The sequence below is a fragment of the Xanthomonas sp. WHRI 8932A genome (genome assembly GCF_035012785.1).
Lineage (GTDB): Bacteria > Pseudomonadota > Gammaproteobacteria > Xanthomonadales > Xanthomonadaceae > Xanthomonas.
Genome location: NZ_JAYGQQ010000001.1, coordinates 471,104 through 492,533, shown reverse-complemented (window position 1 = coordinate 492,533; position 21,430 = coordinate 471,104). Strand labels below are relative to the sequence as shown.

The 21,430-nt window shown below is 64.9% G+C and carries 16 protein-coding genes and 1 other RNA gene; 10 read left to right on the top strand and 7 right to left on the bottom strand.

Going from position 1 to position 21,430, the window contains the following annotated elements:
• Nucleotides 1–144: 144 nt before the first annotated feature.
• Nucleotides 145–1,728 (bottom strand): alpha-L-arabinofuranosidase C-terminal domain-containing protein, encoded by a 1,584-nt coding sequence (locus tag VC212_RS02165; RefSeq protein ID WP_323514219.1) that lies wholly within the window; start codon nucleotides 1,726–1,728, stop codon nucleotides 145–147.
• A gap of 242 nt (nucleotides 1,729–1,970) precedes the next feature.
• Between VC212_RS02165 and VC212_RS02160 the strand changes: the two genes are divergently transcribed.
• Nucleotides 1,971–3,020, top strand: coding sequence for an aldose epimerase family protein (locus VC212_RS02160; RefSeq protein WP_323514218.1), 1,050 nt, complete (start codon nucleotides 1,971–1,973; stop codon nucleotides 3,018–3,020).
• Between the two features lie 351 nt (nucleotides 3,021–3,371).
• Here the strand turns inward: VC212_RS02160 and ccsA are convergent, their stop codons facing one another.
• Nucleotides 3,372–4,163 (bottom strand): cytochrome c biogenesis protein CcsA, encoded by a 792-nt coding sequence (ccsA, locus tag VC212_RS02155; RefSeq protein WP_055845453.1) that lies wholly within the window; start codon nucleotides 4,161–4,163, stop codon nucleotides 3,372–3,374.
• A gap of 344 nt (nucleotides 4,164–4,507) precedes the next feature.
• Here ccsA and ffh point away from each other — a divergent pair, with 344 nt between their 5' ends.
• The 8 genes from ffh to rplS all read left to right on the top strand — a co-directional run bounded on the left by ffh (nucleotide 4,508) and on the right by rplS (nucleotide 11,393).
• Nucleotides 4,508–5,884 carry a signal recognition particle protein gene (ffh, locus tag VC212_RS02150; protein ID WP_323514217.1) on the top strand — a complete coding sequence of 459 codons (1,377 nt, stop codon included), beginning with the start codon at nucleotides 4,508–4,510 and terminating at the stop codon, nucleotides 5,882–5,884.
• Nucleotides 5,885–6,357: 473 nt separating this feature from the next.
• Complete coding sequence (locus VC212_RS02145) at nucleotides 6,358–7,185, top strand: DUF2314 domain-containing protein (protein WP_055845443.1); 828 nt, start codon at nucleotides 6,358–6,360, stop codon at nucleotides 7,183–7,185.
• Nucleotides 7,186–7,192: 7 nt separating this feature from the next.
• Complete coding sequence (locus VC212_RS02140) at nucleotides 7,193–8,284, top strand: nitronate monooxygenase (protein WP_323514216.1); 1,092 nt, start codon at nucleotides 7,193–7,195, stop codon at nucleotides 8,282–8,284.
• Complete coding sequence (locus tag VC212_RS02135) at nucleotides 8,275–9,072, top strand: aminotransferase class IV family protein (protein WP_055845438.1); 798 nt, start codon at nucleotides 8,275–8,277, stop codon at nucleotides 9,070–9,072. Before VC212_RS02140 ends, VC212_RS02135 begins: the two co-directional genes overlap by 10 nt.
• A gap of 109 nt (nucleotides 9,073–9,181) precedes the next feature.
• Nucleotides 9,182–9,442, top strand: a complete 261-nt coding sequence (gene rpsP / locus VC212_RS02130; protein WP_005989876.1) for a 30S ribosomal protein S16 — start codon at nucleotides 9,182–9,184, stop codon at nucleotides 9,440–9,442.
• A 43-nt stretch (nucleotides 9,443–9,485) separates the two neighbouring features.
• Complete coding sequence (gene rimM, locus VC212_RS02125; RefSeq protein WP_115512231.1) at nucleotides 9,486–9,998, top strand: ribosome maturation factor RimM; 513 nt, start codon at nucleotides 9,486–9,488, stop codon at nucleotides 9,996–9,998.
• 65 nt (nucleotides 9,999–10,063) lie between these two features.
• Complete coding sequence (gene trmD / locus VC212_RS02120; protein WP_055845432.1) at nucleotides 10,064–10,837, top strand: tRNA (guanosine(37)-N1)-methyltransferase TrmD; 774 nt, start codon at nucleotides 10,064–10,066, stop codon at nucleotides 10,835–10,837.
• 145 nt (nucleotides 10,838–10,982) lie between these two features.
• On the top strand, nucleotides 10,983–11,393 hold the full coding sequence (gene rplS, locus VC212_RS02115) for a 50S ribosomal protein L19 (protein ID WP_055845430.1): 411 nt from the start codon (nucleotides 10,983–10,985) through the stop codon (nucleotides 11,391–11,393).
• 602 nt (nucleotides 11,394–11,995) lie between these two features.
• Here the strand turns inward: rplS and VC212_RS02110 are convergent.
• Nucleotides 11,996–13,471 (bottom strand): MATE family efflux transporter, encoded by a 1,476-nt coding sequence (locus VC212_RS02110; RefSeq protein WP_323514215.1) that lies wholly within the window; start codon nucleotides 13,469–13,471, stop codon nucleotides 11,996–11,998.
• 444 nt (nucleotides 13,472–13,915) lie between these two features.
• Here VC212_RS02110 and VC212_RS02105 point away from each other — a divergent pair, with 444 nt between their 5' ends.
• Nucleotides 13,916–14,323, top strand: a complete 408-nt coding sequence (locus tag VC212_RS02105) for an RNA-binding S4 domain-containing protein (protein ID WP_323514214.1) — start codon at nucleotides 13,916–13,918, stop codon at nucleotides 14,321–14,323.
• Between the two features lie 267 nt (nucleotides 14,324–14,590).
• Here VC212_RS02105 and VC212_RS02100 read toward each other — a convergent pair.
• The 4 genes from VC212_RS02100 to mutS all read right to left on the bottom strand — a co-directional run bounded on the left by VC212_RS02100 (nucleotide 14,591) and on the right by mutS (nucleotide 20,918).
• A non-coding RNA gene (locus VC212_RS02100) (sX9 sRNA) lies at nucleotides 14,591–14,663 on the bottom strand.
• A gap of 62 nt (nucleotides 14,664–14,725) precedes the next feature.
• Entirely contained in the window at nucleotides 14,726–16,972 is a 2,247-nt protein-coding gene (gene katG / locus VC212_RS02095) for a catalase/peroxidase HPI (RefSeq protein ID WP_323514213.1), read from the bottom strand.
• A 355-nt stretch (nucleotides 16,973–17,327) separates the two neighbouring features.
• Nucleotides 17,328–17,942, bottom strand: coding sequence for a DUF937 domain-containing protein (locus VC212_RS02090; protein ID WP_115553299.1), 615 nt, complete (start codon nucleotides 17,940–17,942; stop codon nucleotides 17,328–17,330).
• A gap of 354 nt (nucleotides 17,943–18,296) precedes the next feature.
• Nucleotides 18,297–20,918, bottom strand: a complete 2,622-nt coding sequence (gene mutS, locus VC212_RS02085; protein WP_323514212.1) for a DNA mismatch repair protein MutS — start codon at nucleotides 20,916–20,918, stop codon at nucleotides 18,297–18,299.
• Nucleotides 20,919–21,430: the final 512 nt, after the last annotated feature.

Genomic DNA, 21,430 nt, shown 5'->3' with positions numbered 1-21,430 from the left:
CGACCGGCCAAGCGAGTGTGGGTGGCGTACGCACCCTGACGTGCGCACGTGACATGCTGACTTCCAGCAACGGCCTGGCTTGCATGGTGGTCGCGCAATGGTTTTGTTGCGCGTTCTTGAAGCGATAACTCCGCGATAGCTGGCTTACTGCAGCTCGAGCATCACCACCGAGTGCGCAGGCAGCGCCACCGTCAACACCTTCGCTTGCAAACGGGCGCCGTTGAATGGCTTCGGTTCGACGACGCGCGGCTGCACAAAGGTGTTGTGGGCAGTGATCGCCGGCGCGGTCAGAATCTTCCCGTCGACGCGGCGTGCAGACAGCCCTTGCACGTCTACGCTGACGCTTGCCGCGGCAGTGGCATCCAGGTTGGTCAGCGCGACATACACATGCCCATCCTTCGCCTTGACTGCCGAGCCATGCACCGCCGGCACATGCGTGTCGCCGTGGCGGTACTCCGGTGTCTGCAGCTGCAGCGGCAGATGCGTGGCGTCCTGGTAGGGCTTGTACAGCGCAAACACGTGGTAGGTGGGCGTCAGTACGATCTTGTCGCCATCAGTGAGGATCATCGCCTGCAACACGTTGACCATCTGCGCGATGTTGGCCATGCGCACGCGCTCGGCATGCGTGCTGAAGATATCGATGTTCAGCGACGCAACCAGCGCATCGCGCAGGCTGTTTTGTTGATGCAGAAATCCCGGATTCGCATCGGGCAGACCTGCGTACCAAGTGCCCCATTCGTCGACCACCAGCGCGACTTTCTTGCGCGGGTCGTACTTGTCCATGATCGCGCTGTGCTTGGTGATCAGCTCGTCCATCACCAGCGTGCGCGACAGCGTGTCGATCCAGGCGCGCTCGTCGAAGTCGGTCGATGAGGCACGCGGCGGCCAGCCGCCGGGCACGGTGTAGTAATGCAGGCTCAGGCCGTCCATCAGCGTGCCAGCCTCGCGCATCATCACCTCGGTCCAGTGGTAGTCGTCGTTATTGGGGCCGGGCGCGATCTTGAGCAGCGGCTGGTTGGCCGGCGCCTTGACGAAGGTCTGGTAGCGCCGATAGACGTCGGCCGCGTATTCCACCCGCATATTGCCGCCGCATCCCCACAGCTCGTTGCCCACGCCGAAGTAGGGCACCTTCCATGGCGCATCGCGGCCGTTGGCGCGGCGCTCGTTGGCCAGGCTGGAGCGTGTGGGCGCGGTCATGTATTCGGTCCACTGCGCAATCTCGTCCGGCGCCGCATTGCCCACGTTGCCGGCGATATAGGCCTGGGTGCCGAGCAGTTCGGTGAAGTCCATGAACTCGTGGGTGCCGAACCGGTTCGACTCTTCCACGCCGCCCCAATGCGTATTCACGCGGATCGGGCGTTTGGCCGGGTTACCCACGCCATCGCGCCAATGGTATTCGTCGGCAAAGCAGCCGCCCGGCCAGCGGATGTTCGGCACCGCAATCGCCTTCAACGCGGCGAGCACGTCGTTGCGGTATCCGCGCGTATTGGCAATCGGGGAGTCTTCGCCCACCCACACGCCGCCGTAGATGCCCGTACCCAGATGCTCTGCAAACTGACCAAAGAGCTGCCGCGAGACCTGCGCGCCCGGTTGGTCCGCACGCAGCGTCCCGGTCACCTTGACCTCGGCCGCCGACACGCTGCAGACGGCGGTCGCCAGGGCGGCGGCAACGACGGTCTGCGCCAGCCGTTCGCATGAAGTCCGCAACGTGAGGGAAATCCACTGCATGGGCTGGGCGCTCCTGTGTTGGTCGTCGGGTTGGTCACGCGCTGCTGTAGGAGCGGCGCTGGCTTAGCGTAGTGCGTGGCGCGGCCGGTTGTCGTGCTGCAGCGCGACCGCCGCAGGCGAGCACGGCCGCGGACACCGATCTGCGGCTGCGCGTGCCGCACGTGGAGATGTGCGCAAGGGCATGGTCGTCAGATGCGCGACACCGCTATGCTCGCCAGCTTCCATCAGTGGCGGGGCCATTCATGCAGCGAGTGTTCGGGCAGTTGCCAGACGGTGTCGAGGTCCACGCGCTTACCCTGCGCAGTGATGCCGGGCTGGAGGTCGAGGTGCTGACGTATGGCGGCATCCTGCATGCGCTGCGGCTGACCACCGCGCACGGCGTGGTGCCGTTGCTGCTGGCCTTGCCGGACCTGCCTGCCTACGCGGCCGATGGCGACAGCCTCAATATCCTGGTGGGCCGCTTCGGCAACCGCATCGCCGGTGCGCGCTACACCCTGGATGGGGTGACGCACCTGCTTGCGGCCAACGAAGGGCGCAACCAGCTGCATGGCGGCCTGCGTGGGTTCGGTCGGCGCGTGTGGAGCGTGCTGGAGCAGACCTCGGATCAGGTGCTGCTGGGTTACGACTCGCCCGATGGCGAAGAAGGCTACCCCGGCAATCTGCAGGTGCGTGCGCGTCTGGCGCTGCACGGGCGCAGCCTGCAGCTGGACTTCGAAGCGCATTGCGACGCCGCCACGCCGTTGAACCTGACCCATCACCCGTACTTCAATCTGTCGGGCGACCCGCAGACGCGTGCGGCCGCGCAGGTATTGCGGGTGCCTGCCGACCGCTATCTGCCGGTGGATGCCGAGTCGATCCCGACCGGCGAGATCGCATCGGTCGCGGGTACGCCCTTCGATTTCCGCACGCCTGCCGCGCTGGCCGACCGCATCGACTCTGCGCATCCGCAGGTGGTGCTCGGCAAGGGCTACGACCAGTGCCTGGTGCTGGCAGACGGCGCAGACCGCGTGGCCGAACTGTACTCGCCGCACAGTGGCGTGGCGCTGCGCATCAGCAGCGATGCGCCGGCGGTGCAGCTCTACGAAGGGCAGCATCTGGACGCCCATCATCCCGGACTGGGGCGCGGTGTCTGCCTGGAGCCGCAGGACTACCCGGACGCGCCCAACCACGCCAACTTCCCTTCCACGATCCTGCGCCCTGGCGAGACTTACCGCCGCCGCATCGTCTATCGCTTCGCCAGCCCCGGCCTGGACCAGCCATGGGATGTGGTCAGTGCGGCGCTGGATGCGTGAGGGCAATGGGAGGCAATGGGGCTGCGCGGCCGCTGCTGGAAACAGGCGTTGCTGCGTCTGGTCACCGCGCAAGCATGGAGTGCGCTCGTGAGCTGGGCGCAAGCGACGCGGCGACATCGGCAGGCGCACACTGCACGCCGATCCACACAGCAGTCAGGTCAGCCTGACTGTTGATAAACGCCGCAGTGGCAAGGCAATTCCAGGCCTGCGCTCTGAAGCGCATCGCTCGCGTATTCGCGCAGACGCTCGATATTTACTTCGTTGGCACCAACATGCAGTGACCCACGTCGTAACACCTCTGGCATGCGTCCCGCCCAGATGACGTGCAAGACCGTTGCACGCCCACCGCCATCAACGCGGCCCCAGCACCAGCTCGATCACGAACTTGCTGCCAAAGAACGACAGCACCAGCAGCGCCATCGCTGTCAGCGTCCAATGCACCGCCTTGCTGCCGCGCCAGCCATTGCGCCAGCGGCCGATCAATAGCGCGCCGAACACGATCCACGACAGGATGCTGAGCACGGTCTTGTGCAACAGCCGTTGCGCCAGGAAGTCCTGCACGAACAGTAGCCCGGTCAGCAGGGTCAGGCTCAGCAACACGAAGCCGACCGTGATCGTGCGGAACAACAAGGTTTCCAGCTCGGTCAACGGCGGTAGCGCTCGCAGCCAGGTGTGGAAGTCGCGCCGCCGCAGTGCGCGCTCCTGCAGCCACAGCATGATCGCCAGCAGCGCGGCGATGCCCAGGGTGGCGTAGGCCAGCAAGGCCATCCAGGCGTGCAACTCCAGCCGCCAGCCCAGGTCAGCGCTCGGTTCGTGGCCGTAGGCGTGATAACTGGCCAGCAGGATCGCCGACAGCGGAAACACCACCACGCCCACCGCTGCCATCCGCCCGCGGCCGCCGAACACCGCCGTTAGCGCGGCCATGCCCAGGCCACAAAGCGACAACGCCGCAAAGAAATGCATGTCCGGCCCGCCGGCGGTGCGGAACGCCACCAGCACGTGATATCCGGCGTGCAGCGCAACGGCGGCAAGTGCCGGTGCCAGCCAGCGCGCAGGGGCCTGGTTGCCATCGCGCAGCACCGCCTGGGTGAGCAGCGCCGCGGCCAGCAGATACAAGGCGAACGCGATGAGAACGATTGTCATCGTGGAAGTTTCGCATATTGGCGGCGGGGAGTCGGGATTGGTGATTCGGGAATCGGGAATCGGGAATCGGGAATCGGGAATCGGGAAAGCAGGGTTGCGAGCTGCGGGGCTGGAGGTGGGCTGGCAGGTGGGGCCGGCGCGCGAGCGGGTCAGGGAGACTTGCCGGTCGGCGCTGCAGCTGCCGTTCTTGGTGCGGGTGCGCTGGCGCGCGGGTTGGCTCTGCACATTGCCGAGTGTTGGGGTGGCTTCTTCCTGGTCTGGCTTTGCCGGTCGGGCGGCGGGACGGGCGGTTGGCCTGTGCCGCTATAATCGGTGCCCGTTTCCCCTTACGCGGTCCTTTGCGCATGTTCGAGTCCCTAACCCAACGTCTCTCCGGCACCATGGAGCGCCTGCGCGGACGCGGCCGCCTGACCGAGGAAAACATCCGCGAAGCCACCCGTGAAGTGCGCATCGCACTGCTCGAAGCCGACGTCGCATTGCCGGTGGTGCAGGCGCTGATCGAGCGCATCAAGGTGCGTGCGGTCGGCCAGGAAGTGCTCAAGTCGCTGACCCCGGGCCAGGCGCTGATCAAGATCGTGCGTGACGAGCTCACCGCCGTGATGGGTGCCGCCGCTGCCGACCTCAACCTCAACGTGCCGGCGCCGGCCATCATCCTGATGGCGGGCCTGCAGGGTGCGGGCAAGACCACCACGGTCGGCAAGCTCGCCAAGCACTTGAAGGAAAAGCGCAAGAAAAAGGTCATGGTGGTCTCGGCCGACGTTTATCGCCCGGCCGCGATCGAGCAGCTCAAGACCCTGGCCGAACAGGTCGGCGTGCTGTTCTTCCCCTCCGATGCCTCGCAGAAGCCGGTCGACATCGTGCGCGCGGCCATCAGCGACGCGCGCAAGTCCTTCGCCGACGTGCTGCTGGTCGATACCGCCGGCCGTCTGGCGATCGATCAAGCGATGATGGACGAGATCAAGGCCTTGCACGCCGCGATCAATCCCACCGAAACCCTGTTCGTGGTCGATGCCATGACCGGCCAGGACGCGGCCAACACCGCCAAGGCGTTCGGTGAGGCGCTGCCGTTGACCGGCGTGGTGCTGACCAAGACCGACGGCGATGCCCGCGGCGGTGCCGCACTGAGCGTGCGCTACATCACCGGCAAGCCGATCAAGTTTGTCGGTACCGGCGAAAAGACCGACGGCCTGGACGTATTCCATCCGGACCGTGTGGCCAGCCGCATCCTGGACATGGGCGACGTGCTGTCGCTGGTGGAACAGGTCGAGCAGAGCGTCGATCAGGAAAAGGCCGCCAAGCTCGCCGCCAAGGTCGCCAAGGGCAAGAAGTTCGACCTCAACGACATGAAAGAACAGCTCGAGCAGATGCAGAACATGGGCGGTATCCATGGGCTGATGGACAAGCTGCCGGGCATGGGCCAGATCCCGGACAACGTCAAGCAGCAGGTCACCGGCAGGGAAGTGCCGCGCATGATCGCCATCATCAATTCGATGACCAAGAAAGAGCGCCGTAACCCGGCCCTGCTCAACGGCTCGCGCCGCGCCCGCATCGCGCGTGGCTCGGGCATGTTGCCGGCCGACGTCAACAAGCTGATGAAGCAGTACCAGCAGATGGAAAAGATGATGGGCAAGCTGGCCGGCGGCGGCATGAAGGGCCTGATGCGCAACATGAAGGGCATGATGGGCGCCATGGGCGGCCGCGGCGGCATGCCGTTCCGTTGAGGTCAGTGATGCGCTGACGCGGCCAGTGCGGCGCCGCACTGGCAATGTAGGGCATCGCGCAGATGCAGGTGCGATTGCGTGGATGCAGTCAGAGGTCCATATCAAACGCTGCGTGGGTCGAGGGCGCAGTGTCCTCACCGCTCGCGGGACACGCCGTAAACCCGTCCCTGGGGGCTCGGTGGCAGCATCCATGCCGCCACACGGTCCCGCAAGCGGCGAGGGCACCGCACCAGAAAGTTGGTCGGTTGCTTTGTTCAAAAGTATGCGCACCGACTATCTCGACCAGTCCTTGCCCGCCCACCGTTGCGGGACCTTACGCGGCATGGATGCCACGTAAGCGCTTACAAGGACGTCCTTGCAGCGTGTCCCGCGATGGTGGGCGCGCAAGGGCCCTGCAGCCAGACAGTAGATCAGCCGGCCTGCAGTAGACTGGCGTGAAGTAGTTTTGTTGCCGGCTCTTAGTCGAGGTAACCGTGACAGAAAGCCGTATGTATCCCGCCCAGGACGACGCTGCGATGTTGGCGGCGTATGTCGATGCACGCGCGACGTTCAAGTTTTTCTGGCGTGAGCTGTCCTGGGAATATCGTCGGATCGTGCCGGCGTTGTCCCTGGCAGCGATCAAGTTACCGTTTGCCACCGACGCATCCGCAGTTGGTGCGCCGTCACACGAGCACATGTGGGTATCGGACGTGCAGTTCGATGGCGAGCAGCTGTCCGGCAGCCTGCTCAACGACCCGGCATGGATCTCGGAGCTGGCCGCCGGCGACGCCGTCTCTGCGCCGATCGGCGAACTGGAAGACTGGATGTATGTCATCGATGGGCTGGCTTACGGCGGCCACACCATCGATGCGATGCGTCGCGCGATGCCGCAGGACGAACGCGCCGAACACGATGCCGCGTGGGGCCTGGATTTCGGTGGTCCGGGTGCCGTGCGCCTGGTGCCTGCGCGCGTTCAGGAGCGCAAAAGCGGCTTGTTCGGCAAGCTGTTCGGCAGCAAGCCGGCTCAGCCCACCGCAGCGCAGCAGGACCCATCGGAGTGCGAGCACCCGATGAGCGAGAACATGGGTGCCAAGTTCGATCAGGGCCTGCGCGATCAGCCCGACATGGTGCATTTCCGCGACGACGCTGGCTGGACGCTGTTGCAGCGCGATGCCCTGGCCGGTAATTATCAGCCGGTCTCGCTGTTGCTCAAGCACGGCGCCGATGCGTCGCTACGCACGCCCTCGGGAAACACCGCGCTGGACCTGGCGCGACAGATGCAGTGGCCCAGGATCGTGCAACTGCTCGAAGGCTATCGCTGAGGGTGTCATGACACAGTCGCTCGCGTTGGATGGCCCGTACTCAAGCGTCGACGCTTTCTGCGAGCGCTTTGGCTTGCGCGTCCCGATCCTGCTCAGCCCCATGGCCGGCGCTTGCCCGGTGCCGCTGTCGGTCGCTGTCGCCAATGCGGGTGGTATGGGCGCGATGGGGGCGGTGTTATCGCAGCCGCAGGACATCGTTGCGTGGATGGCCGCATTTGGTGAAGCGAGTGCCGGGCCTGCGCAGGTCAATCTGTGGATTCCCGATCCGGCGCCTGTGCGCGATGCAGAGGCAGAAGCGCGGCTGCGCGGGTTTCTTGCGCAGTGGGGCCCGCCGGTGGCCGAGACCGCAGGCGATGCCACCCCAGCCGACTTCGATGCACAGTTCGAGGCCTTGCTCGACGCGCGCCCGGCGGTGGCCTCCTCGATCATGGGGGTGTTCCGGCCCGACCAGGTCGCGCGGCTGAAGGCGGCCGGCATCGCCTGGTTCGCCTGCGTCACCACCCTGGAGGAAGCGCGTGCGGCGCAGGCTGCCGGTGCCGACGCGGTGGTTGCGCAAGGTGCTGAAGCCGGCGGCCATCGCGGCGCGTTCGATGCCAGTCAGGCAGCGCAGCAGATGACCGGGTTGTTCGCGTTGCTGCCGCGGCTTGTCGATCGGCTGGAGATTCCGGTCATCGCTGCTGGTGGTATCGCCGATGCGCGCGGCATTGCCGCGGCTCTGACGCTGGGCGCCAGCGCGGTGCAGATCGGCACCGGCCTGCTGCGCACGCCCGAAGCAGCACTGCCCAGCGCCTGGGCCGATGCGCTTGCGGCCGCCGAGCCGGAACACACCCAGCCAACCCGCGCGTTTTCAGGTCGCCTGGGACGGGCATTGCTCACGCCTTATGTGCGTGCGGCGGCGGCTGCGGATGCAGCGCCGCCGGCGCCGTATCCGGTGCAGCGCGGCTTGACTGCGCCGATGCGCCAGGCGGCAGCGCGCGACAACCGTCTGGCGTCGATGCAGGCCTGGGCGGGCCAATCGGCGTGGATGGCGCCAGTGCAGCCGGCCGGTGAGCTGGTCACGCAGTGGTGGACGCAGGCGCAGGCACTGCTATGTCGCTGATCTTCTGCAACGGCGCGCCGGCGAGCGCGCAACAGCTCGGTGCCGCCGCGCTGATCAACTACGGCCACTTCACCACGTTGCAGGTGCGCAACGGAGCAGCGCTGGGGTTGGATCTGCATCTGCAGCGCCTCCAAGAGGGCAGCCGCGCGCTGTTCGGGCAGGAACTGGAAGCGGACCAGCTGCGAGCGCAGTTGCACGCTGCGCTGGTGGCATCGGCCATGGTCGATGCCAGTCTGCGCGTCACCGTGTTCGCGCCCGACTACGATTTTCGCAACCCGTTGCGCGAAGTCGCGCTGGATGTGCTGGTCGCCATCTCGCCGCCGGCGGACATGCCCGAGACCGGGCTCCGCGTGCAGGTCACCGATTACGTGCGCGAGCGGCCGGAACTCAAGCATGTCGGCACGTTCCCGCTGTTGCATCTGCGCCGGCTGGCCATGCAGGCCGACCATGACGATGTCGTGCTGCAGGACCGTCAGGGCAGGGTGCTGGAGGGGGCGTTCTGGAATCTGGGGCTGTGGGAGCGCGGCGGGTTGGTCTGGCCGCAAGGGGCGTCGCTGTTGGGCACCCGGCAGCAGTTGCTGCAGTCCGGCCTGAAAACGCTGGGCGTCACGCAGGTCAGTCGCCCGGTGGAGTTCAGCGAGCTGAACCGCTTCGATGGCGCATTCGCCTGCAACGCGCGTGGCCAGCAGGCCATCGTGGCGCTGGGGCCGGCGCGTTGGGGGCCGCATGCCGCACAGTTGCCGCTGCTGGAGCGGGCCCTGCAAACCCATGCCTGGCAAGCGATCTGAGCGATCTGGTGTGCCGGCGCCGGCTGACTTGGCTTCGCCGCCGGAGCCCGCTATAATCGCCGGCTTACCGCGCCACTCTGGCGACTGGGCAACTCAGGAAAACAACACCATGGTCAAGATTCGACTGACCCGCGGCGGCGCCAAGAAGCGTCCGTTCTACCACATCATCGTGACCGACGTGCGCAGCGCGCGCGATGGCCGCAACATCGAGCGTCTGGGTTACTACAACCCGGTTGCACAGGGTGCAGAACCGCGCATCGTGCTGGACGTTGCACGCGTCGACCATTGGGTCGGCCAGGGCGCGCAGCTGACCGACAAGGTGCGTAACCTGTATCGCGAAGCATCCAAGTCCCAGGCCGCTGCGGCCTGATCTTGAGGGCCTGGCGTCGCCGCCTGGCCCAGAGTCGACGCAGATGAAGCCGACCGAGCGCCGCATCCTGTTAGGCAGGGTTGTCGGCGCTTTTGGTGTCAAGGGCGAGCTCAAGCTCGAATCCTGGACCGAGCCGCGCAGTGCGATCTTTCGGTATCAGCCGTGGATCGTGCGCACGCCATCGGGACAGGAAACGGTTGTGAGCGGCGTACGTGGGCGCGATCAGGGCAAGAACCTGATTGCGGTGTTCCCGGACGTGACCGACCGCGATACGGTCGAGGCCATGCACGGGACCGAAATCTATGTCTCCCGCAGCGTCTTGCCGCCACCAAAGCCCGACGAGTACTACTGGGTGGATCTGGAAGAATTGCAGGTGGAAACCGTCGAGGGCGTCAAGCTCGGGACGGTCTCGCATCTGTTTTCCACCGGGTCCAACGACGTGGTCGTCGTGCGCGGCGATCGCGAGCGGCTGATCCCGTTTGTGCTGCCGGAGTTCGTCAAATCGGTGGACTTCGAGGCCAATCTGATCGTGGTCGACTGGGATCCGGATTTCTGATCGAAGCGGTGCCTCGGCTTCGCTCTTGCTCTACCTATTCCCCAATCCCGATTCCCGATTCTTAAGTGCGCATCGACGTCATCAGCCTGTTCCCGGAGTTCATCGCGCAATGCGCGGCGTTCGGTGTGGTCGGGCGGGCGCAGGAGCGTGGCTTGCTTGAGCTGCAAGGCTGGAATCCGCGCGACCATGCGCAGGGCAATTACCGCCGGGTGGACGATCGCCCGTTCGGTGGCGGGCCCGGCATGGTGATGTTGATCGAGCCGTTGCGGGCCTGTCTGGATGCGGTGCAAGCCGCCGATGCACGGCCGGCACCGGTGATCTACCTCAGCCCGCAAGGGCGGCCGCTCACCCAGCCGCTCGCACGCGAGCTGGCACAGTTGCCGCGCATGATCTTGTTGTGCGGGCGCTACGAGGGTGTGGACGAGCGCTTCCTGGCGCAGGCAGTGGATCTGGAAATCTCCATCGGCGACTACGTGTTGTCCGGTGGCGAGTTGGGCGCTGCAGTCCTTGTGGATGTGGTGACGCGGCTGCAGGACGGTGTGTTGAACGACGCCGAATCTGCCGCGCAGGACAGTTTCGAAGGCCCGCAAGGCCTGCTGGATTGCCCGCACTACAGCCATCCATCGACCCATGCCTGGGGCGATGTGCCGGACGTGTTGCGCTCCGGCAACCACGGCGCCATCGCGCGCTGGCGCCGGCAGCAGTCGCTTGGCCGGACCTGGCTGCGACGCCCGGACCTGTTGGACGAGGCTGGGTTGGACAAGAACGATCGCCGTCTGTTGGACGAGTTTCGCCGCGAACTCGCCCCAAGCGACGATAAACCCGGTAACGAGAAATAAGGGCTCACCCCTAGCTCTTGCAAGATTGATTGGGGTACAATATGCGGCTTGCTGGTCAGCCTTGCGTCTGGCCCTCTTTACGAACCTCGAGCAATCGCCGTGCGGCGACTGCCGGTCCAATATCACCAGACACGCGGTGCCCATCATGAGCAAACTCAACAAGACCATCCTGGCTGACTTCGAAGCCGCCCAGATTCAGCGCAAGCTGCCGGAATTCAACCAGGGCGACACCGTTGTGGTGAACGTCAAGGTGAAGGAAGGCAACCGCGAGCGCGTGCAGGCCTATGAGGGCGTCGTGATCGGTACCAAGAATGCCGGCCTGAACTCCGCCTTCACCGTGCGCAAGATCTCGCACGGCTTCGGCGTCGAGCGCGTGTTCCAGACCCACAGCGCCATCATCGACTCGGTCGAAGTGAAGCGCCGCGGTAAGGTCCGCGCCGGCAAGCTGTACTACCTGCGTGGTCTGGAAGGCAAGGCTGCCCGCATCAAGGAAGATCTGGCCGCCGCTGCACAGGCCAAGGCCGCTCGCCAGGCTGCTGCCAAGGCCGCCGAGTAAGCCACACTGGCAGGTCGTTAAGATCTGCCTTTGCCAAACGGCCGCCTTCGGGCGGCCGTTTGCGTTTGTGGGATGGAATTTGTGGAATGGGAAATGTCGACCACGCTCAGGGCGTGCGTTTTTTTATGGTGCGCTCAGTGGGTGATGCGCTGATGCTGATGCCATCGCAGTGGCGGATTGCGCGCTGTGCAGATCGCTAGCCGTCATCGACTCAGATGGATCGACGCAGATGTAAGGCATCTCGCTGCATCCGGTCCCTGGAGTGGATGCACGTCAGCAAACAATCGCATGTCGATCCACTCTACGTGTCTGGGACATAGAGGGCGCGCGATGGATGCAGCAATCCACGGATCTGCTCACTCACTGCGCTGTAAAACCGCTGCACTGTTTCAGGCACGGGCCAAGTGCAGCGCAGATGCTGCTTGGTCGTCAGGATGTCAGGCGTTGCTGGATGACGACGAATAACGACATCCGGCGGACAGCATGACGCCGCTTGGATTTATCACGTGTCAGTCGTTGGGTCTGCGCGACACCTTGAAACCAATCAACGCATCCGCGCACCGGCATTGATCGCACGGCTTGGCTGCGCTTGACGTGCACGTTCAGTGCGATCGTGTCTGCGTCTGCTCGGCGGTGGGTGCGGTATCGGCGACCGGCGAAGCGGGATGTGCGGGTACTTCAGCCGGGGCGGCCAGTGCTGACGGATGCGTGGGTGTGGCCAGCATGCGCGCCTTGCGCCAGCCGCCCCAGCGGTAATACGCCAGCGACAGCAGCATCGAGCAGGTCGAGCTGATCGGAAAGCTCCACCACACTGCATCAGCCCCAAGATGCGGCAGCAACACGTTGGCTAACGGCACGCGCACGCCCCATAGCGAAAACGCCAGGATCAACAGCGGCGGGATCACCGCGCCGGTGGAGCGCACCACGCCCGACACCACAAAGCTGACACCGAACAGCAGGAACGACCAGATCGCGATGTGGTTGAGATGCCGCGCAACCTCCAACGTGGCGCTGCCTTCGGGCAGAAACAGGGCAAGGGTCCAGCGATCGAATCCGATCAACAGCGCAATCAGCAGGCCGGTCATCAGAAAGTTGGCGGCGATGCCGGTGCGAGCGATGGCATCCACGCGCGACCACAGGCCGGCCCCCACGTTCTGGGCGGCCATCGACGAACAGGCGGCGCCGACGGCCATTGCCGGCATTTGCACGTAATTCCATAGCTGCAGCCCGGCACCGAACGCGGCCGCAGTGTCGGTGCCGAAGCCGTTGACCAGCGACAGCATTGCGATCATCGCCAGCGAGATCATCACCATCTGCAGGCCCATCGGCACACCTTTGACGATGAGCGCGCGCAGGATGGCCGGGTCGATGCGGAACAGATGCAGATCGCGCCGTCCCAGCCACAACACGTGGCGTTTCTTGCGCAGATAGAGCAGCAGGCCGGCCAGTGCCACGACCTGCGCGATCAGCGTGGCCCAGGCCGCACCGGCAATACCCAGTGCAGGAAACGGACCGATGCCAAACAGCAGCAACGGGTTGAACACGATATCCAGCAGCACCGACAACAATAGAAACCGGAATGGCGTGCGCGCATCACCGGTACCGCGCAACGCCGCCGACAGGAAGGCGAACAGATACAGCGTTGGCATCGCCAGGAAGATCACCCGCAGATACTCTTCGGCCAGCGTCTGCGAGGCGGCCGGCGTGCCCATGGCGGTGAGCAGGTGCGGCGCCAGATACCAGCCGAGCACGGCAATCACCGCCGACAGCCCGCCGAAGAAACTCGCGCTGGTGCCCATCACCTTGCGTGCCTGCGCGATGTCGCGCGCGCCCATGGCCTGGCCGATCAGGATGGTGGAGGCCATGCCGATGCCGAACACCGAACCGATCAGGAAGAACATGATGCTGTTGGCGTTGGCTGCCGCAGTCAGCGCTTCTTCGCCGAGATAGCGGCCGATCCAGATCGCATTGACCGAGCCGTTGAGCGACTGGGCGATGTTGCCGGCCATGATCGGCAGCGCGAACAACAGCAGGTTCTTGCCGATCGGGCCTTCGGTCAGGACAGCGGATTTGGGCATCGCAGGCGTATCGTCGCGCAGAAGCTGCGCACACTAGCATTGCTGGGTGAGATCCGATGCAGTGCCATTTGGTTTGCGCTGCAGATGTCGGGTTGGGACACGCTCCACGTTCGATACCAGCGGTGACCGCCTTTGCAAGATGTTGTGCTTGCTGTTTGGGATGCGCTGCAGAGCAGGGGCGTGTCCCTCATCCGGCGCTGCGCGCCACCTTCTCCCGCAGGCGGGAGAAGGTCCGGGGTTTGCGAGCGTTTGATGGATCGGCGTTGCACACGCACAACAGGTCGCTTCCCCCGCCTGCGGGGGAAGGTGCCCGCAGGGCGGATGGGGGTGCGCGCCGACCATCGACCTGGCAATCGATCAGCATCGCAGGGTTGACGGTCCAGCTTGAGTTCCCGAATGGCTGCCCAAACATTGCTTACCTGATAGAACGAGACAGCAAGACGCATGAATCTGGAGCTGGAACAGGGCAAGACGGTCCGGCTGGATGTGTGGCTGTGGGCCGCGCGCTTTTTCAAGACGCGTAGCCTGGCCAAGACGGCGGTGGAGACCGGCAAGGTAGATGTGGCCGGTCAGCGACCCAAGCCGTCGCGCACGCTGCGCAGCGGCGAGCAATTGCGCATCGACCGTGGCGGTGAAATCTTTGAGGTCACGGTGGCTGCACTCAGCGACGTGCGCGGCCCCGCGCCGGTTGCGCAGGCGCTGTATATGGAGGGCGATGCCTCACGCGAGGCGCGTTCGCAATGGCGGCTGCAGCGCGCTGCCGAGCGCACCGGTTACCGCGCGCCGGAAGGAAAACCAGACAAGCGTGCCCGCCGGTTGATCAACGCGTTGGGCGATATCGACGCGTTGTAAAAAATCAGTGGATGCGGGACGCATGCGGTGCACATATCCGACCATGGCACACCATTGCTGTGGCTATTCGGGCGTGCGATTCAGCTGAAAACCTGCGCTCCGGTCGAAGGAAACTCGCTGTTGTTCGGGATGATGGCGATGCTGAGCAGCAACGCATCTGATCAACAGCATCACGGCAGTCGGAACGCATGGCACTGCGGCTGCAGTGCCGCAAAACAAAACGCCCCGGATATCCGGGGCGTTTGCGTTACTGCTGCGGCTTGGAGCGGCTGACAAACCATAGCGAGCAGTCGTCAGTTGGCTGTGGACAGCGCACTCGGAACCATCATGGATTGTCCATGCCGGTTCCGAGCACCGACTGGGCTTGCCTCGCGGCGAGCACAGTCGGTGTGTTAGCTGCGCTTAGGCCAGATCGAACCGATCCAACTGCATCACCTTGGTCCAGGCGGCGACGAAGTCGTGCACGAACTTTTCCTGTGCATCGGCGCTGGCGTAGACCTCGGCCACCGCTCGCAGGATGGAGTTGGAGCCGAACACCAGATCCACGCGTGTGCCGGTCCATTTGTGTTCGCCGCTGCTGCGGTCGCGGCCTTCGTACAGCTCCTTCGCATCCGAGGTCGCTTTCCATTCGGTGCGCATGTCGAGCAGGTTGGCGAAGAAGTCGTTGCTCAGTACGCCGGGGCGGGTGGTGAACACACCATTCTTCGAGTCGCCTGCGTTGGCACCGAGCACGCGCAGACCGCCGACCAGCACGGTCAACTCCGGTGCGGTCAGGGTCAACAGCTGTGCCTTGTCGATCAGCAATGCTTCGGCAGGCACTGCGTAGCGGCGCTTGGCGAAGTTGCGGAAGCCATCGGCCACCGGCTCGAGGACGGCGAACGATTCGACATCGGTCTGTTCCTGCGAGGCATCGGTGCGGCCCGGCGCGAACGGCACGGTGACGCTGTGGCCTGCGGCGTGCGCTGCATGTTCCACCGCCGCGTTACCGGCAAGCACGATCAGGTCGGCCAGCGAAATCTTCTTGCCACCCGATTGCGCGGCATTGAAGTCGGCCTGGATGCGCTCCAGCGTGCCGAGCACCTTGGCCAGCTGTTCGGGTTGATTGGCCTGCCAGTCCTTTTGCGGTGCCAGGCGGATGCGTGCACCGTTGGCGCCGCCGCGCTTGTCCGAGCCGCGGAAGGTGGATGCCGAGGCCCAGGCGGTGGTGACCAGCTGCGCCACGCTCAGGCCGGAAGCGAGGATGGTCTGCTTCAGCGCAGCGGCATCCTGCGCATCGACCAGTGCATGATCGACCGCCGGCACCGGGTCCTGCCACAGCAGTTCTTCGGCCGGCACGTCCGGACCCAGGTAGCGGGCACGCGGACCCATGTCGCGGTGGGTGAGCTTGAACCAGGCGCGTGCAAACGCATCGGCGAACTGGTCCGGGTGGGCGTGGAAGCGGCGCGAGATCGCTTCATACGCCGGGTCAAAACGCAGCGCCAGATCGGTGGTCAGCATGGTGGGGCGATGCTTTTTCGCCGCGTCGTGCGCATCGGGAATGATGGCGTCGGCGTTCTTGGCTACCCACTGGTGCGCGCCGGCCGGGCTCTTGCTGAGTTCCCACTCGAACTTGAACAGGTGATCGAAGAAGTCGTTGCTCCACTGCGCGGGCGTGGTGGTCCAGGTGACTTCCAGGCCGCTGGTGATGGTGTCGGCGCCCTTGCCGCTGCCGTAACGGTTGTGCCAGCCCAGGCCCTGGCTTTCCAGCTCGCCGGCTTCCGGCTCGGCACCGACGTTATCGGCCGGGCCGGCACCGTGGGTCTTGCCGAAGGTGTGCCCGCCGGCGATCAGCGCCACGGTCTCTTCGTCGTTCATCGCCATGCGCGCGAAGGTGTCACGGATGTCGTGCGCGGCGGCAACCGGGTCGGGCTTGCCGTCCGGGCCTTCCGGGTTGACGTAGATCAGGCCCATCTGCACGGCGGCCAGCGGATTTTCCAGATCGCGGGTGTGCTTGACCTGGCTGTCGTCGTCCTTGACCAGCACGCCGTGCGCTTCGTCCACGCCCGGCGAGCCGTGCGCATAGCGGTCGTCGCCCCCCAGCCACTTGGTTTCGCGGCCCCAGTACAGGTCCTGATCCGGCTCCCAGGTGTCTTCGCGGCCAGCGGCAAAGCCGAAGGTCTTGAAGCCCATCGATTCAAGCGCGACGTTGCCGGTGAGGATCATCAGGTCGGCCCAGGAAATGGCCTGGCCGTACTTTTGCTTGATCGGCCACAGCAGGCGGCGCGCCTTGTCCAGGCTCACGTTGTCCGGCCAGCTGTTGAGCGGTGCGAAGCGCTGCTGGCCGCGACCGCCGCCGCCGCGACCGTCGCCGATGCGGTAGGTGCCGGCGCTATGCCAGGCCATGCGCACGAACAGCGGGCCGTAATGGCCGAAGTCGGCCGGCCACCAGTCCTGCGAGTCGGTCATCAGCGCACGCAGTTCCTGCTTGAGCGCGGGCAGGTCGATGCGCTTGAACGCCTCGGCGTAACTAAAGGTCTGGCCCAGCGGGTTGGACTTGGTCGAATGCTGGCTGAGCAGATCCACGCGCAATTGCTGCGGCCACCAATCGCGATTGGTGGTTCCGGCGCCGACGACGGCGTGGTTGATCGGGCACTTTGCTTCGGTGGTCATGGCAATACCTATGTGCGTGAGCACTTGGGGAGCTGCGTGCCGATGCGCGACACGTGCTGGTGGAATCGAAGTGGAGCAGTGCGTGAGGCGGGGTCATCGATGACGAAAACAATGCGGCAGCCGCTCCACGACGGCTGCCGGCCCTGCCGATGCTAGCGGCTGCCTGGCGTCGCAAGTGCGATCTGGCTGACGGAAGACGCAACAGACAGGCGGATACTTCAGGCGGACTCATCATGGCGGCGTTGGCACACGATAAAGAGCATCGATCATTTGGTGAATTCGAATTATTCAACCATATCGATAGCGTCGCACTATGGATAGCACGGCGGTGCCCACTCGGTGCATCGCCCCGTGGTCAGCGTTTGCCGAACAGGCTGCCGCCCAACTTCATGACATCGCCCAGACCCAGCTGGCCATCGCCATCCTGATCCAGCACGCTGGTCAGCAAACCGCCCGCACCGCCAGTGCTGCGGACCTGCTGATGTTCCTGCGCCAGGGCGGGGCCGAGCTGAGTGCTGGTTGCCGCACCGCCACCAAGAAACCGTTTGGCCAGGTACGCCATCACGATGGGGGCGAGCAGCTGCAGTAGTTGGCCGGCCTTGCTGGGTTCGAGTCCGGTGGCTTGGCCCAGGCCGGCCGCCGCCTGCGGTGCCTTGTCGCCGAACAGATGGCTCACGATGCCGGCACCGTTGGCTTGCTGCCCGCCAGCCGAGCCGCCCAGCAACGCACCAAACAGGCTGCCGATGTCCGGACTGGCGGCGTGATCGCGCTGCAGGGCGCCCAGCAAGGCATCGGTGCCGCCGGCTTGCTGGCTGTTGCGCCCCAGCGCGCCCATCAACAGCGGCAGCGCGGTCTGCACCGCCGATTGGGCCTGCTCGGGCGCAATGCCCAGGCGGCTGGCGAGTTGTTGCAACTGCGGGCCTTGCAATTGCGCGGCCAGCTGATCGGTCAGCGAGGCAGAGGTGGTCATGCGTCGGGTTCCCTGTTGGACAAAGCGTTGCGGCAGGGTGCGCCTGTCGCAGCGTCAGAGCAATCCACCTGCGGACCGGCGCGCGCGAAGCGTGATCCAAGGCGGCTGCCGGCGATCAGTGCCAAGTGGCGAAGCGAACGCATCTGGTCATGAAGCGGAGTTGTGGTATTTGCACACCGTGCGTCGAAAAATAAAACCACCCAACTCCGCTCTAACCAATCCTTAATCCCGACTCCCCAATCCCGCTCTCAGACTAACCAATCCTTAATCCCGACTCCCCAATCCCGCTCTCAGACTAACCAATCCCTAATCCCGACTCCCCAATCCCTAATCCCGACTCCCCAATCCCCGCCCTCACAGCAATGCCTTCAACCGATACAGCGCTTCCAGCGCCTGCTTGGGGGTGAGCTCGTCCGGGTCCAGTGCCTGCAGTGCTTCCTGCGCCGCGGAGGAGGGTGCGGTGAACAGCCCGAACTGTTGCGGGGCATCCAGGGCAGCGGGTGCCATGTGTGCGCTATGACTTTCGCCGCCGCGTTGCTCCAGCTCGGCCAAGCGACGCCGCGCCTGTGTCACCGCCGCCTTGGGCAAGCCGGCCAGTGCGGCCACCTGCAGACCGAAGCTGCGATTGGCCGGGCCGTCCTTGACCGCATGCATGAACACCAGACGCTCGCCGTGTTCCACCGCATCCAGGTGCACGTTCGCTATGCCGCTGGCGCCGCCGGCATGCGATTCGTCGGCCAGCGCGGTGAGCTCGAAGTAATGCGTGGCAAACAGCGTGTAGCAACGATTGGTGTGCGCCAGATGGCGCGCCACCGCATCGGCCAAGGCAAGACCGTCGTAGGTGGACGTGCCCCGGCCGATCTCGTCCATCAACACCAGCGAGTGCGGCGTGGCGTGATGCAGGATGTAGCTGGTTTCGGCCATTTCCACCATGAAGGTGGATTGCCCGCGCGCCAGGTCGTCGCCAGCGCCGATACGGGTGAGGATGCGATCGATCGGCCCGATCACCGCGCGGCTGGCCGGCACGAAGCTGCCGATATGCGCCAGCAACACGATCAACGCGTTCTGTCGCATATAGGTCGATTTACCGCCCATGTTTGGGCCGGTGATGACCAGCATGCGGCGGTCGGTGTGCAGGTCCAGATCGTTGGGCTCGAACGGTTGGTCGCGCACCGCTTCCACCACCGGGTGGCGGCCGCGTTCGATGCGCAGGCATGGCGCGCTTTCCAGTTCGGGCTGCGCCCAGTCCAGCGCCTGCGCGCGCTCGGCGAAGGCGGCCAGCACATCCAGCTCGCTCAGTGCGTTGGCGCAGCGCTTGAGGCCTTCCAGCTCGCTGCCCAGCGCATCAAGCAACCCCTCGTACAACAGCTTTTCGCGCGACAGCGAGCGCTCGCGTGCCGACAGCACCTTGTCTTCGAAGCTCTTGAGTTCTTCGGTGATGTAGCGCTCGGCATTGGTCAGGGTCTGGCGGCGGCTGTAATGCAGCGGCGCCTTGTCGGCCTGGCCCTTGCTGATCTCGATGTAATACCCGTGTACGCGGTTGTAGCCGACCTTGAGCGTGGCGATACCGCTGCTGGCGCGTTCGCGTTGTTCCAGATCGATCAAAAATTGATCGGCATTGGTGGACAGCCGTCGCAACTCATCCAGATCGGCGTCGTAGCCGGTGGCGATGACGCCGCCATCGCTGAGCTTGAGCGGCGGTTGTTCGGCTACCGCGCCGATCAGCAAATGCGCGGTGGCGTCGTGCTCACCCAGTTCGGCGAACAAGGTTTGCAGGCGCGGCGAATCCAGCGGCGCCAGGATGGTGCGTACCTTCGGTAACAACGCCAGACCGTCGCGCAGGGTGGAAAAATCGCGCGGGCGTGCCGAGCGCAATGCTACGCGCGTGAGAATGCGTTCCAGATCGCCAAGCGCGCGGAAGGCCTCGCGCACGTCGGCATCGGCGCCGGAATCGATCAGGCTGCCGACCGCGTGGTGACGTTGCATCAGCACATCGCGCAAGCGCAATGGGCGATGCAGCCAACGTCGCAGCAACCGGCCGCCCATCGGCGTGACCGTGCTATCGAGTACACCGAGCAAGGTATTGCGGGTATCGCCATCGACGCGCGTGTCCAGCTCCAGATGCCGGCGCGTGGCAGCGTTCATCGAGATCGCTTCGCTGGCCACTTCCATGGCGATGGAGGTCAGATGCGGCAGGCGCTGTTTCTGGGTTTCTTCCACATAGCCGAGCAGTGCGCCGGCGGCAGCGGTGGCGCACGGCTTGTCGTCGATGCCGAAGCCGGACAGGTCGTGCAGCTTGAAGAACGCCAGCAATTGACGACGCCCGCTATCGGCATCGAACAACCATGGCGGCCGGCGACGTACGCCGATGCGCCCGCGCAAAAATTCCGGCCAGTTGTCTTCGTCGGGTACCAGCAGTTCGGCCGGCTCCAGGCGCGCGATCTCCGCTTCCAGCGCGTCGACGCTGTCTACTTCATTGACAAAAAAACGTCCGCCGGCCAGATCGGCCCAGGCCAGGCCATAACCTTGCTTGCTGCGCGAGATTGCCATCAACAAGGTGTCGCGTCGCTCGTCCAGCAGCGCCTCGTCGGTGACCGTGCCCGGCGTGACGATGCGCACCACCTTGCGCTCGACCAGACCCTTGGCCAGCGCCGGGTCGCCGATCTGCTCGCAGATCGCCACCGACTCGCCCAAGGCCACCAGCCGCGCCAGATAGCCTTCGTAGGCATGCACCGGCACGCCGGCCATCGGAATCGGCGCGCCACCGGAGCTGCCGCGCTGGGTCAGCGTGATATCGAGCAGCCGCGCCGCCTTGCGCGCATCGTCGTAGAACAGCTCGTAGAAGTCGCCCATACGGAAGAACAGCAGCAGATCGGGGTAGTCCGACTTGGCGGCGAAGAATTGCTTCATCAGCGGGGTGTGCTCGGGAACCCCGCTGCTGGGCTTGGATTTGTCTTTGGTGTCAGTGCTTTGCAAGAAACGTCTTCCGAAATCTGGGCGCGGTGAGGGGCGGGCAGGCGATGGCGTGCAGGGCGTGCGGCAATGGCCTGCGGTGCGCCGCGTGCGGCGGCTGCGGTGGTCGGGTCGACCGGGGGAAGACAAGTTTAAGCCGAGCGGGCCGGAACCGCGATCCAGGGTGCAGCGCTGCACGCCTGGGCAGACGCACAAGGGGAGCGCTGCCAATGGGGTCAGAGCGGCGGGTTGGGTGCCCGGGCTCCGTGTTGGACATCCGCTGCAAATCGGGCCAGCGCCGCTTGCGATGATCGTGCGGGGTGTCGTGGCCACGCGTAGTCGATTCTTGTGCGGAGGTCGTCTGGTGAAGTAGCCATGCATCCGCTTCTAAGATGTCATCTCAGTGACAGTCCACGCCTCTTTATGGCTGCCGCGAAATCTGGGATAGATAATGGTTCCGTTTAAGTAACCATGTGGTGATTATGCTGGAATGAGATCTGTCTCGAGAAATTGATGTAAATCTCGAAGTTTCTGCA